The sequence below is a fragment of the Lapillicoccus sp. genome (assembly GCF_039935575.1).
Taxonomy (GTDB): Bacteria; Actinomycetota; Actinomycetes; order Actinomycetales; family Dermatophilaceae; genus Lapillicoccus.
Window position 1 is genome coordinate 20,463 of record NZ_JBDTKA010000063.1, and the last position, 12,879, is coordinate 33,341.

Annotated in this window: 11 protein-coding genes and 1 pseudogene; 7 read left to right on the forward strand and 5 right to left on the reverse strand. The window is 71.5% G+C overall.

From position 1 onward, the window contains the following. The first annotated feature begins 1 nt into the window (after position 1). Positions 2–916 carry an acyltransferase domain-containing protein gene (locus tag ABI385_RS07845; protein WP_348103202.1) on the forward strand — a complete coding sequence of 305 codons (915 nt, stop codon included), beginning with the start codon at positions 2–4 and terminating at the stop codon, positions 914–916. A gap of 95 nt (positions 917–1,011) precedes the next feature. Here ABI385_RS07845 and ABI385_RS07850 read toward each other — a convergent pair whose 3' ends face one another. After that, on the reverse strand, positions 1,012–1,401 hold the full coding sequence (locus ABI385_RS07850; RefSeq protein ID WP_348103191.1) for a PPOX class F420-dependent oxidoreductase: 390 nt from the start codon (positions 1,399–1,401) through the stop codon (positions 1,012–1,014). A gap of 27 nt (positions 1,402–1,428) precedes the next feature. Then, positions 1,429–2,154 (reverse strand): hypothetical protein, encoded by a 726-nt coding sequence (locus tag ABI385_RS07855; RefSeq protein WP_348103192.1) that lies wholly within the window; start codon positions 2,152–2,154, stop codon positions 1,429–1,431. Between the two features lie 78 nt (positions 2,155–2,232). Between ABI385_RS07855 and ABI385_RS07860 the strand changes: the two genes are divergently transcribed. Together ABI385_RS07860 and ABI385_RS07865 are read left to right on the forward strand one after the other, a co-directional pair. Next, entirely contained in the window at positions 2,233–3,354 is a 1,122-nt protein-coding gene (locus ABI385_RS07860) for a GuaB3 family IMP dehydrogenase-related protein (RefSeq protein ID WP_348103193.1), read from the forward strand. Positions 3,355–3,358: 4 nt separating this feature from the next. Further along, on the forward strand, positions 3,359–4,945 hold the full coding sequence (locus tag ABI385_RS07865; protein ID WP_348103194.1) for a succinic semialdehyde dehydrogenase: 1,587 nt from the start codon (positions 3,359–3,361) through the stop codon (positions 4,943–4,945). Between the two features lie 242 nt (positions 4,946–5,187). Here ABI385_RS07865 and ABI385_RS07870 read toward each other — a convergent pair whose 3' ends face one another. The 3 genes from ABI385_RS07870 to ABI385_RS07880 all read right to left on the reverse strand — a co-directional run bounded on the left by ABI385_RS07870 (position 5,188) and on the right by ABI385_RS07880 (position 9,462). Further along, the gene (locus ABI385_RS07870) at positions 5,188–6,969 is read right to left on the reverse strand and encodes an ABC transporter ATP-binding protein (protein ID WP_348103195.1); all 1,782 of its coding nucleotides are present in this window, start codon (positions 6,967–6,969) and stop codon (positions 5,188–5,190) included. A 1-nt stretch (position 6,970) separates the two neighbouring features. Continuing rightward, positions 6,971–8,689: an ABC transporter ATP-binding protein gene (locus tag ABI385_RS07875; protein ID WP_348103196.1), complete on the reverse strand. Its 1,719-nt coding sequence runs from the start codon at positions 8,687–8,689 to the stop codon at positions 6,971–6,973. A 107-nt stretch (positions 8,690–8,796) separates the two neighbouring features. Beyond that, positions 8,797–9,462 carry a DUF6636 domain-containing protein gene (locus tag ABI385_RS07880; protein WP_348103197.1) on the reverse strand — a complete coding sequence of 222 codons (666 nt, stop codon included), beginning with the start codon at positions 9,460–9,462 and terminating at the stop codon, positions 8,797–8,799. A 72-nt stretch (positions 9,463–9,534) separates the two neighbouring features. Here ABI385_RS07880 and ABI385_RS07885 point away from each other — a divergent pair, with 72 nt between their 5' ends. The 4 genes and pseudogenes from ABI385_RS07885 to ABI385_RS07900 form a co-directional block, all read left to right on the forward strand. Then, positions 9,535–10,347 carry an SURF1 family protein gene (locus tag ABI385_RS07885; protein WP_348103198.1) on the forward strand — a complete coding sequence of 271 codons (813 nt, stop codon included), beginning with the start codon at positions 9,535–9,537 and terminating at the stop codon, positions 10,345–10,347. Then, the gene (locus tag ABI385_RS07890) at positions 10,344–10,739 is read left to right on the forward strand and encodes a DUF3817 domain-containing protein (protein WP_348103199.1); all 396 of its coding nucleotides are present in this window, start codon (positions 10,344–10,346) and stop codon (positions 10,737–10,739) included. The genes ABI385_RS07885 and ABI385_RS07890 overlap by 4 nt, the downstream gene beginning before the upstream one ends. Continuing rightward, a complete protein-coding gene (guaA, locus tag ABI385_RS07895; protein WP_348103200.1) occupies positions 10,736–12,349 on the forward strand; it encodes a glutamine-hydrolyzing GMP synthase in 1,614 nt (537 codons plus the stop codon). The genes ABI385_RS07890 and guaA overlap by 4 nt, the downstream gene beginning before the upstream one ends. A gap of 212 nt (positions 12,350–12,561) precedes the next feature. Beyond that, positions 12,562–12,879, forward strand: a pseudogene (locus ABI385_RS07900) (type IV toxin-antitoxin system AbiEi family antitoxin domain-containing protein); the annotation flags it as partial.

Consider the following 12,879-nt stretch of genomic DNA (forward strand, 5'->3'; position numbering starts at 1 on the left):
GATCGGGGCCGACACGGACGACCTCGACCGGGCACTGCTCTTCTTCGACGTCCCCGACGACGACCTGGCTGCTCTTCGGTATGCCGACGAGCAGGCCCGCCTCGATGCGAGCCTGGCCGCTTGGGTGGCAGGCACGGCCGCTGAGCTACGAGCCGCGATGGGGGAGCCTTCGCCGCCCCCTTCGCTGGCCCCACGACCCGCCACGGATCCTGACGTGGCGGCTTACCTGCCGGTCCTGGCCCTCGCAGCGGCGCTGCCGGACACCCTCGCGTGGTCGCGGTCGCGAGGCATACCGGCCGACGTCGAGGCCGCCTCGATGCGCGATGTCGGGCGGATGCTTCGACGGAACCGGCAGTGGGAGGGCGAGCCCGGTCTCGGTGACGAGCTCGCCCGGTGGCTGACCCGCCACCTCACAGGGGCGATCCACGAGATCGGTCGGCTGCAGTACGAGCGGGTACGCCTCGGGACCTGGACCGGAACCCAGCTCGCCGCCGCGGGTCTCCCGGTCGGACCGGCGGACCTCGCGCTGAGCCTGCACATCCCTCAGACGGGTACGCCGTTGTCGCCCGGTCCTGTCGACGAGTCGTTTGCAGCCGCGCGCCGGTTCTTCCGCCGACGGTTCCCCGACGCGTCGCTGACCCACGTGGTCTGCGACTCGTGGCTGCTCGACCCGCAGCTGGCCGGCTACCTGGCGGCGGACTCCAACCTCGTCTCGTTCCAGCGCCGTTTCACCCTCATCCCGCCCACCACCGACGACGCGGACTCGAGCATCCGCAAGTTCGTCTTCGCCGACACGACGTCCCCGTCGGATGCTCTACCGCAGCGAACCACGTTGGAGCGGGCCGTGGTTCGGCACCTGCAACAGGGCGGCGCCTGGCAGGTGCGGACGGGTTGGCTCGACCTGCGCCGGGCCTGACCGGCCCATCCCGGTCGGCTCGGAGCGCTGACCCCCCAGAAGAGGGAGCAACCCTTCGAGGTGAGCTTCTTGCGGGTGGCTCGGGAGCGGGCGCCTCAGAGGTTGCCGAGGGCCCGGTCGACGGCGATCTCCAGTACCACTCGGCGCGGGTTGACCCGCGGCGCGCGGTACCTCGCTGCGTACCGCTGCTCCGCGTCGGTCACGGAGGCCGCGTCGTGGAGCACCCGGGCGGGACCCTCCAGCGAGAGCCACCAGCGCCCGTCCACCTGGCAGAGAACCGCTCGCGACCCGGCCGCGGCGTTGCGCGCCTTGCGGCTGTCGCCGCTGGTGATCACCCGCGCGAGCCGCTGCCGCGCGTCCCAGGTGAAGCCGACAGGGACGACGTGCGGCGTCCCGTCGGGCCTCAGCGTCGTCAGCGTGGCGAGGTGCCGCACCCGCAGGAAGTCCGATGCTGCCGCGGACAGGTCGGCGGGGTCGAGGGCCACGACGTCAGTCTCTCCCCGAGGCGCACCTCAGATGTGGTCGGGTGCGGCCGTACCGAGCTGGTCGAGGCCGTTGCCCAGGACCAGGGCCAGCGCCGCCGCCAGGTCGGGGTCGACATCCCGACTGGCGAGAACCAGCCTGGCGGTCCGCTCGAGGAACCGGGCGAGCACCTCTGGGTCCCCGGAGGTTGCGGCTCGACGGGCCACCCCGGGAAACTCGGCCACCGACGCAGGCAACGCCGGGTCCTCCTGGCCGGCAACGGGTTCGGATGTCTGCGGTGGCTCGCGCGTCACCGGTTCACCGCGTCGTGCCTGTCTGGTGAGCCGGGCCCGCGCCACGAGGAACACTGGGTTCTCGAGGGTTCGCGGCATCCGCGCCGCGGCCGACACCCACCGCGATGGCGGTCCCAGCCAGTCGCCGGGACGACGCCCGTATGCCTGTCCTTGCGAGAGCGCCAGCTCCACCGCCTGCTGCTGAGACACCCGAGCCGCACGAGGCGTGACGGCGATGAACCCGTCCCGCACGCTGACGGTCTCGATGTCGGCCACCTTCGCGAGACGGTCGGCGAGCGTGCCGGCGACCCGGCCCACCGGCATACCGACAGCCGCCGCGACCCGCAGCGCGAGGGGGCTTGTCCAGCCACGCCCGGACGCGCGGACCGGCGCGTCGACCGGACCCGGGTCCGGGATCTCGCCCGCCCTGGCAGCATCGGCGAGGACCTCGCGCAGCGCGTCGGCGAGCTCGTCCGGGGTCACCCGCGGATCGTATGGCGGGGTCCCCCACTCGATCTCCCCGATCGGCTGCACCATGCCCGGTCCCGATAGGCTCGCGAGGTGACCGAGATCGAGATCGGGCGAGGCAAGCGGGGTCGGCGCTCCTACTCCTTCGACGACATCGCCGTCGTCCCCTCACGCCGCACCCGCGACCCCGAGGAGGTGTCGGTGTCCTGGCAGATCGACGCCTACCACTTCTCCATCCCGGTGATCGCTGCGCCGATGGACTCGGTGATGTCCCCGCAGACGGCGATCGCGCTGGGCAACCTGGGTGGCCTACCCGTGCTCGACCTCGAGGGCCTCTGGACGCGCTACGAGGACCCGGAGCCGTTCATCGAGGAGATCGTCGGCCTCGACCCCGCCAAGGCGACCGCCCGGATGCAGCAGATCTACGCCGAGGAGATCAAGCCGGAGCTGATCAGCGAGCGGTTGCACGAGGTCCGCCGCGCGGGTGTGACCGTGGCCGGCGCCCTGAGCCCGCAGCGAACCCAGCAGCACTGGAAGACCGTCGTCGACGCAGGCTGCGACCTGTTCGTGATCCGAGGCACCACCGTCTCAGCCGAGCACGTCTCCGGGCGCGCCGAGCCGCTCAACCTCACGCGCTTCATCTACGAGCTCGACATCCCCGTGATCGTCGGCGGTGCAGCCTCCTACACCGCCGCGCTGCATCTCATGCGGACCGGCGCTGCCGGCGTACTCGTCGGCTTCGGCGGAGGAGCGGCGCACACGACGCGACGAACCCTCGGTATCCAGGCGCCGATGGCCTCCGCCATCGCCGACGTCGCTGCTGCCCGCCGTGACTACCTCGACGAGTCCGGTGGTCGCTACGTCCACGTCATCGCCGACGGAGGGGTCGGCACGTCCGGCGACATCGTCAAAGCGATCGCCTGCGGAGCCGACGCGGTGATGCTGGGAGCCGCGCTGGCACGGGCCAGCGACGCGCCGGGGCAGGGCTTCCACTGGGGACCCGAGGCGCACCACGGCGAGCTGCCGCGCGGCGAGCGGGTCGAGGTCGGGGCCACGGCGCCGCTCCAGGAGATCCTCTTCGGACCCGGTCGGGTCGCGGACGGGACGACCAACGTCATCGGGGCGCTTCGCCGGGCCATGGCGACCACGGGGTACTCCGATGTCAAAGAGTTCCAACGGGTCGAGGTCGTCGTCGCGCCTTACCAGCAGGACTGACGCCGTGACGAGCGTCCCGAACGAGCTGGCCGACCCCGAGAACGACACCATGGCGACATACGCCGTCGACCCGGCGGTCGCGCGCCGGCTGACGGCGCGAGTCGTCTGCTCGACCACCCCGCAGTGGCGCACCATGACCAGCCCTCTCACCGCCGGACCTGTCGCCGCGTTGCCGCTGTCCACCGAGACCGACGTGATCGCCGCCGTCGCGGCTGCTCGTGACACGCAACAGCGGTGGGCTGCAACGAGCCTGCGCTCCCGGGCCGACGTCCTGCTCCGCCTGCACGACATCCTCCTCGACCGCCAGGTTGAAGTCCTCGACCTGATCCAGCTCGAGTCCGGCAAGGCCCGGCTGCACGCGTTCGAAGAGGTCGTCGACACCGCCCTGTGTGCGCGACACTATGGCCGGAGCGCCTCGGCGTACCTGCGCACGAGGCGACGCGCGTCGGGCTTCCCCTTGCTCTCGGCGTCGTACGAGTCCCTGCTGCCCAAGGGTGTCATCGGGGTCGTGGCGCCGTGGAACTACCCGTTCTCGCTCGCCATCACCGATCTGCTTCCAGCGCTGCTGGCCGGCAACGCCGTCGTCCTGCGTCCAGACCCGCAGACCTCCCTGACGGCTCTCATCGGTGTCGAGCTGCTCGCGGAGGCGGGGCTGCCCGACGGAGTGCTGCAGGTGGTCCTCGGCGACGGGGCCGACGTCGGGCAGGCGGTCGTCGACCACGCCGACTACGTCTGTTACACCGGTTCGACGCAGACCGGCCGACAGGTCGCCGAAAGCGCCGCCCGCCGCCTGGTCGGAGCCTCCCTCGAGCTCGGTGGCAAGAACTCCCTCTACGTCCGGGCCGACGCCGACCTGGACCGTGCGGTCGCCGGAGTGGTCCGGTCGGCCTTCTCCTCGGCCGGCCAGCTGTGCATCCATACCGAACGGCTGGTCGTGCACGAGTCGGTCGCGCCAGAGCTCGTCACCCTGTTGGTCCCCGCGGTGTGCGCGCTGCGGCTCGGCCGGGACCTCGCCTACGGCTACGACATGGGCAGCCTGCTGAACCAACGCCAGCTCGACCGGGTCGTCGAGCACGTCGAGGACGCCCGCAGCAACGGGGCGCAGGTGCTCGCGGGAGGCCGACCCCGGCCCGATATCGGCCCGTTCTTCTACGAGCCGACGGTCCTGGACGGGGTCACGCCGCAGATGGCCTGCCGCAACGCGGAGACCTTCGGCCCGGTCCTGTCGATCTACCGGGTGAGATCGGACGACGAGGCGGTCGCGCTCGTCAACGACACGGCATACGGGCTGTCGGCCAGCATCTTCAGCCGCGACGCTCGCGCGGCTCGCGCGCTGGCCGGGCGGGTCCGCGCCGGCACGGTCAACATCAACGACGGGTACGCCGCCGCCTGGGCCGCGATGGGCGCGCCGATGGGCGGGATGAAGGACTCCGGCCTCGGCCGCCGGCACGGCGCCGACGGCATCCGCCGCTTCACCGAGCCCCAGAACGTCACCGTGCAGCGGTTCCCGATGAACGGTCCCTCCACCGACGGCTATGTGCGTGTTGTCACCGCAGCCCTGCGGCTGATGAAGGCCGCAAGGCTGCGGTAACAGCCCCCCACACATGCGGTGTGGGCCCCCAGTCGAGACTCCGACAACCACACCAACCTCTACAACGAGCCGCTGCAGCGGAGGTTACGGGTGACACCGATCGATCCGCGCGGCGCAACGGCGAGGGGTTGCGTCCGACGATGTGGTAGCCAGGGCGACCGAAACGTCGGACGCAACGCAGGAGAGGCCAGCAGCGTCGGCTCGTTGAGCGAGCTCGGACGCGAGAGGAGACCCCGGTGGCCTCACCGACTTGCGGGACTCGGCTCGTCCCGCCAGGAACGCCACAACGCCGCGTAGGCGCCGTCGGCCGCGATCAGCTCGTCGTGCGTCCCGATCTCGGTGACCAGACCACCGTCGACGACGGCGACCCGGTCGGCGTCGTGCGCCGTGTGCAGGCGGTGGGCGATGGCAACGACAGTCCGGTTGGAGACCACGGCGGCCAGGGAGCGCTCCAGGTGCCGGGCTGCTCGCGGGTCGAGCAGTGACGTTGCCTCGTCCAACACCAAGGTATGCGGGTCGGCCAGGACCAGCCGCGCGAGCGCGAGCTGCTGTGACTGGGCCTCGGTGAGAGCGTGGCCTCCCGACCCGACCCGAGTGTCGAGACCGTCGGGCAGCGCCTCGGCCCAGCCGCGGGCATCGACCGCTCCGAGCGCGTCGAGCAGGACCTCGCGGGTCGCCGACGGGCGGGCCAGCAGCAGGTTGTCCTCCAACGTCCCGACGAACACATGGTGCTCCTGCGTGACCAGGGCCACCTCGCCGCGCAGCTGAGCCAGCTCGAGGTCGACCAGCCGGACCCCACCGACCTCGATCCGCCCGACGCGTGGTCCGTCGACACCGGCCATCAGCCGGCCGAGCGTCGACTTGCCGGCTCCAGAGGGCCCGACGATGGCCAGCCGCTCGCCGGGCTGCAGGTCGAGCGAGACGCCTTTGAGCACATCGCGGCCCTCACGGTAGGCATACCGGACATCCCGCACGTCGAGCTTGGCGTCGCGCGGCGCTTCGCCGGTCGCCTCGCGGTCGGGCGGGACGTCTGCGATGCCGATGACGCGGGCGAGCGAGGTCGCGCCGACCTGGATCTCGTCGAGCCACATGAGCAGCTCGTCGAGGGGTGCCGCCAGGGCCTGGACGTAGAGGGCGACGGTGGTGACCTCGCCGATGCTGGCCCGGCCGCCGAAGACGAGGTAACCGCCCCAGAGCAGGGTGGCGGCCACGGGGATCAGATAAGCCACCTCGACCTGCGGGAACCACCACATCCGCAGCCGCAAGGTGTACATCTCCGCGTCGTAGGCGTCGGCGAGCGCCTTGTCGATCCGAGCCCGACGGCGGTGCCCGAGCCGAAGCGCGTCAACGGTGCGCGCCCCGTCGACCGTCTCGGTGACCACGCCGTTCATGACCGCATAGGTGGCGCGTTCGCGCAGGTAGCCGTCCGGGGCGTACCGCAGGTACCAACGGGTGGAGAAGACGAGCAGCGGCACCCCGATGAAGAGCGGCAGCGCCACGAGCCAGCTCGTGAGCAGCGCCGCCACGGCGGTGATGGTCACGGTGACGACCGCCACGAAGATCGCGGGGATGCCGTAGCGCGCCACGTGCGACAGGGCCTCGACGTCGTTGGTGGTCCGCGAGACCAGGTCGCCCGTGCCGGCCCGCTCGACGGTCGACAGGGGGAGGGAGACGACGCGGTCCATGAACTGCTCGCGCAGCTCGGCAAACAGGTCCTCGCCCATCCGGAACGAGGCGCGGTGTGCGGTCCAGGTGAGGACGGTCTGCACGACGGCGGCCACCGCGAGGATGACGGCGAGGCGGTTGATGGCATCGAAGGTCGTCCCGTTCGTGAGGTCGTCGACGAGCTCGCCAACGATCCGCGGTGCCGCCAAGCCGGCGAGGGCCGCAAACCCGTGCAGGACCACGACGGTGACGAACGCGCGCCGATGGCGGCGCAGCATGCCGGCCGTATGCGTCTTGACCTCGGACATCTCGGCCACGGGCAACGTCGTACGCGTCGGCGGTGTGCTGAGGAACGCCATCTCAGTCCTCCTCTCCGCGGACGACGACCGCCCGGTATGCCGGCTGGCTCTGCATCAGCTCGTGGTGGGTCCCGCTCGCGACGAGGATGCCGTCGCGCAGGAAGAGCACCCGGTCGGCCTGGTCGAGCACGAGCGGGCTGGCGCTCATCACCGCGGTGGTCGACCCGCGCCGCGCAGTGGCCAGCCGCGCGGCGACCCGTGCCTCGGTGTGGGCGTCGACCGCGCAGGTCGGTTCGACCAGGACGAGCGTGTCGGCCCGGATGAGTAGTGCCCGGGTGAGCGCGAGCCGCTGCCGCTGCCCCCCGGAGAACGAGCGCCCGCGCTCCTCGACCTCGCTGTCCAGCCCGTCGGCGAGCGCCTCGAGCAGGTCCTCGCCGCTCGCGACCTCGAGGGCTTCGAGGATCTGCGCGTCCGAGTGCTGGCCCCGCGGGTCCAGCTCGTCCCGCAACGTCCCCGTGAACAGCCGAGGGTCCGTCTCGCTCACGACGACGCGTTCGCGGACCGTGTCGAGCGGCAGGTCCGTGAGTGACGTCTCACCGAGACGGACCCCCGCGACGTCGGTGCCGAACCGGCCGAGGCGGTCGGCCAGGGCAGCCGTCTCCTCGGGCCGCGCGGAGACGATGGCGGTCAGCAACCCGGGTTCGATGCTCACCCCGCTGCGCTCGTCGACGAGGGTGGCGCCCGCCGGGGGGTCGGCCGCGTGGCGTGAGGTGTCCGGTTGGTCGCGGTGGTCGGGCTCGACGACCAGCACGGCGATGATCTTGCGGGCGCCGATATAGGCCCGGGTGAACCGGTCGACGAACTCGGTTGCGGTGCGCAACGGCATCACGAGGAACGCGGAGTACCCGTAGAACGCCACGAGCTCGCCGACCGTGATGTCGCCCTGGAGGGCGTACCGGGCACCGAGCCAGGTGACGATGAGCACGAAGACGCCCGGGAGCAGCACCTGCGAGGCGTCGAGGGCAGCCTGTACGCCGGCGACGTGGTAGCCGACCCGGCGCACTTCCTGGGACTGACCGGCATACCGGCGCAGGAACGTGTGCTCGCCGCCGATCCCGCGCAGCACGCGCAGCCCCGCGACGGTGTCGGCGCCGAGGCCGATGAGCCGACCCGACTCCTCGCGCTGGTGCGCCTGACGCTTCTGCAGCGGGCGCACGACGAAGCCGAGCAGGGCGACCAGGACCGGGACGCCGACCAGGACGACCAGGCCGAGGGCGCGGGAGGTCTGCAGCAGGATGACCGCCACGAGGACGTAGCTGAAGATCGCTCCGACCATCCGAGCGAACACGTCGTAGAGCCCGCCGAGCCGCATCGCGTCGGAGGCGACCACCGCGACGACGTCACCGGTCGGGGTGTTGCGTGGCAGCGCCTCACCCACACCGGCGCTGTGCCAGCCGATCAGCTGGATGGCCCGGAACGTGGCGCTCAGCCAGTTGATGACGGCATAGCGGTGCCGGAGCGTTCCTGCTGCGGCGCTGATGAGACCGAGCGCCACGAGGACGCCGGACCAGTACCAGAGCCGGCCGCTGTCGTGGGCGACGATCCCCTGGTCGATGGCGCGGCTGATCGCGGCGGGGAAGAGGGCCTGGGTGCCCATCCACGTCACGCCGAAGGCGGTTGCCACGAGCAGGGTGCGCCACTGTCCCCGTGCCACCCAGCCCAGCAGGTGCAACGGGCTGCGCAGGTCCGGGGTGCCGGGATGCTCGTAGGGAAGGCGCACGATGATCCACGGTACGCGTCTGCAAGGACAGCCCGACACCGGTTTTCGCCGGCCGCGCGGAGCCCGGAGACGGCCCGGCAGCCGGCTCGGGACAACCCAGGGCGGGCTCAGAACACCGTGTACGTGTTCCTCGCGATGAAGAACCCGTGCTGCGTGGCGGTGTCGACGCAGGTCATCCCGATCGTCTCGCTCAGGCAGCGGATCGGCGAGCCGCCGACCGCTCCGATCGAGCCATACTTGAGGGCGGGGACGTTGACCTGGATGATCGAGTCGGAGTTGCAGATCGGGGTCGGCCCGTTGGAGAGGAACTCGATCCGTCCGATGTCCTGCGGGCCCCCGGTGGGGCAGCTACCGGCCGTGGCCTGGGCGATGCGGCCCCCCTTCAGCTCGCAGCCCACGGGCGTGCCACCCGCGTTGCTGACGGTGCAGAAGATGTTGCCGCTCGGGCTGGTGAACGCGTTGCCGGCGGCCGCGTCGACCGTGCCGGTCGCGAGCCGTGCCGTCGCCTCGGCGAACGTCGTCGGCGGGGAAACTGCTGCGGTGGTGGACGTCGTCGAGGTGGGCGTGGCGGTCGCCGAGCTCGCACTCGGTGTCGGGGTGACGGTGATCGTCGTGGTACGCGGCGCCGCAGGTGTCGAGCTTCCGCACCCGCCGAGCAGCATCGAACCGAGCAGGAGCCCCGTCGCAGCCAGCGCGACCCGCGCCGGGCCGGTTCTCCGGAGCCCGCGGGTGACTCGGAGAGGCTCGGTCGGGTGTCGATGGGGCGTCGTCACGACGGACAGAGTGCCACAGCGCTCGGTGGTCACGCGGCGGCCGGCTGCGTCATCCTCGCTTAGCCTGGTGGTGTGCTGCAGACCATGCTCAAGCCCCGGTGGCTGGGTCTGCTTGCGCTGCTCCTCGCGCTCCTCGTCGCCTTCACGGTGCTCGGGCTCTGGCAGCTCAGCGTCGCCCGCGACGACGCGCTGCAGACGGCGGTCGACACAGCGGCGGCGCAACCCGTCGTACCGGTCTCGCAGCTGCTCGCCCCGCACGACGAGTTCCCCGCGACGGCGTCCGGTCGGCCGGTCACGGCGACCGGGCACTACGACGCGTCCGGGCAGGTACTCGTCGCGAACCGGCGGCTCGGCGACGTCTCCGGCTGGTGGGTGGTCACGCCCCTCGTGGTCGCCGACTCCGGGGCGCGGCTGGCGGTCCTGCGCGGGTTCGTGCGCGACCTCAGCGCCGGTCCGACCGGACCTGCGCCGACGGGAACGGGCGACGTGACTGTCACCGGGACCCTGGCCCCGGGGGAGTCGCCGATCTCGGCCTCCGCCGGCCTGCCCGCCGGTCAGCTGCCGTCCCTGGACCTTGCGCACCTGGTGAACGCCTGGCCAGGGTCCATCTACAACGCGTTCGTCTTCGCGCAGGCCGAGAGCCCGGACCTCACCGGAGCCGCCGCGGGCGTGCAGCGGGTGCCGCCACCACCCGTGCCGTCCGGGCTCACTTTGCGGAACGCGGCCTACGCGGTGCAGTGGTGGGTCTTCGGCGTATTCGCCGCCTGGATGTGGTGGAGGATGGTGCGGGAGGACCATCTGCGCGACCGGTTCCTCCTCGGTCGGCAGCCCTCGCGCGTCCGCGACACCACCGACGAACGAACCGCAGGAGCCCCCACCTCGTGACCACCCCCGACAGCCCGTCCGCCTCCGATGCCGCGGCTCAGCCGACGGCCGCGACGATCCGGCCGGACCGCGTCCGCAGCGCTCTCCGGTTCTACCAGGTGATGGCGATCGTCGCGGGCATCGCGCTGTTCATCCTCATCGCGATCATCGTCATCAACCGCGGGTTCGGCAAGGGCGGTGCGTCGGCGGTGTGGAGCCCTATCCACGGGTTCATCTACATCTTTTACGTCGCCTCGATCGCGAACCTCGGGTTCGCCTCGCGGTGGCCGCTCATCCGGATGGTCGGCAACATGCTCACCGGGTTCGTGCCGGTGCTGCCGTTCATCGCCGAGCGCCGCGTCACGCGCTCGACACGGGAGCTGCTCGCGCGGGCCGATACCCTGCAGCCGTGACCGACGCCCCCGGCCAGGCGCCCACCCGGCTCGACTCGTCGGACCTGCAGGCGAGGCCTGTCCTCGTCGTCGACTACGGCGCCCAGTACGCCCAGCTGATCGCCCGCCGGGTGCGGGAGGCCCGCGTCTACAGCGAGGTCGTCCCCCACACGACGTCGGTGGCCGACCTGCTCGCGCGTGACCCGGCGGCCGTGATCCTCTCGGGCGGGCCGTCCAGCGTGTATGCGGACGGCGCGCCGGCCCTCGACCCCGACCTGCTCGCCGCCGGGGTCCCGGTGTTCGGCATGTGTTACGGCTTCCAGGCCATGGCGCAGGCGCTCGGCGGGACGGTGGCCCACACCGGGACCGGCGAGTACGGGCATACCCCTGCTGACGTCTGCGACACCACGTCCACGCTGTTCGACGGACAGCCGGGCCAACAGTCCGTCTGGATGTCGCACGGCGACTCCGTGACCGGGGCACCCGCCGGTATGCGGGTCACCGCCTCCACCGCGGGCGCGCCCGTCGCGGCGATCGAGGACGACGAGCGCCGGCTCTACGGCGTGCAGTGGCACCCCGAGGTGCTGCACTCACAGCAGGGCCAGCGGGTGCTCGAGAACTTCCTGTGGCGAGGCGCCGGGATCACGCCGGACTGGACGCCGGCCAACGTCGTGGACGGGCTCGTCGACGGTGTCCGCACGCAGGTGGGAGGCGACCGGGTCCTGTGTGCGCTGTCCGGTGGGGTCGACTCCTCCGTGGCGGCCGCACTCGTCCAGCGCGCCGTCGGCGACCAGCTGACCTGCGTCTTCGTCGACCACGGGCTGCTGCGCGAAGGCGAGTCCGAGCAGGTCGAGAAGGACTTCGTCACGGCCACCGGAGTCGACCTCGTGGTCTACGACGCCCGGGCGCAGTTCCTGCACGCGCTCGCCGGGGTCACCGACCCGGAGGAGAAGCGCAAGGTCATCGGGGCGCAGTTCATCCGCTGCTTCGAGCAGGCCGCCCGCGACGTCGTCGCGGATCGCGGCGACGACGAGCACCCGGTCAAGTGGCTGGTCCAGGGCACGCTCTACCCCGACGTCGTCGAGTCCGGCGGGGGCGACGGCGCGGCAAACATCAAGTCGCACCACAACGTCGGTGGCCTGCCGGACGACCTCCAGTTCGGGCTCGTCGAGCCGTTGCGGGCGCTGTTCAAAGACGAGGTGCGCGCGGTCGGCCTGGAGCTGGGTGTCCCCGAGGCCATCGTCTGGCGTCAGCCGTTCCCAGGTCCGGGCCTCGGCATCCGCATCGTCGGTGAGGTCACGGCGGAGCGGCTCGACGTGCTGCGACGAGCCGACGCCATCGCCCGGGCCGAGCTGACGGCGGCCGGGCTGGACCGTGAGATCTGGCAGTGCCCCGTGGTCCTGCTGGGTGACGTCCGCTCGGTCGGCGTGCAGGGCGACGGGCGCACCTACGGTCACCCCATCGTGCTCCGGCCAGTCTCCTCCGAGGACGCCATGACCGCCGACTGGGCCCGGGTGCCCTACGAGGTGCTGGCTCGCATCTCGACGCGCATCACCAACGAGGTGCGCGAGGTCAACCGGGTCACGCTCGACATCACGAGCAAGCCGCCGGGCACGATCGAGTGGGAGTGACCGAGCGGCCGCGCCACTGATCCGTCGTAGCTCCACTGATCAGCTGTTGCTCCACCGTTTGCCGGACCGCTCAACGGATCCGCGCGCAATCGACGGATATCCGTTGAGCTGGCGCGGTTCGGTTGTGCACACGGTGTGTCTCACTCGTCACGTCATCCACAGCCCCGGGACCGCCGCGAGACATCAGATCGAGAGCGGTCGACGATGGCGACATGAACGACCTGGTCAGCATTCGGTTAGCCGCCAACGATGGGGTCATCAGCGCGGCCGAGCTGCTGTGCGCCGGTGTCGACGAGCACCAGGTCCGCGCCTTGGTCTCCCGGGGCGCGCTCGTCAGGGTGCGGTCCGGAGCCTTCGTCGACGGGGCCCGATGGGCCGACGCGGACGCCTGCAGCCGTCACGTCCTTGGCACGCGGTCGATGGTGAGGCGACTGGACAGGTATGCCGTCTCGCACCTGTCCGCCGTGGCCCTCTGGGGACTGCCGGTCATTGCCGACGACCTCGGATCCGTCCACGTCGTCATGGTCGGC

Excerpts from the sequence above, each read along its gene's own strand:
- ABI385_RS07870 (WP_348103195.1), bottom strand. The coding sequence starts at position 6,969 with ATGGCGTTCCTCAGCACACCGCCGACGCGTACGACGTTGCCCGTGGCC.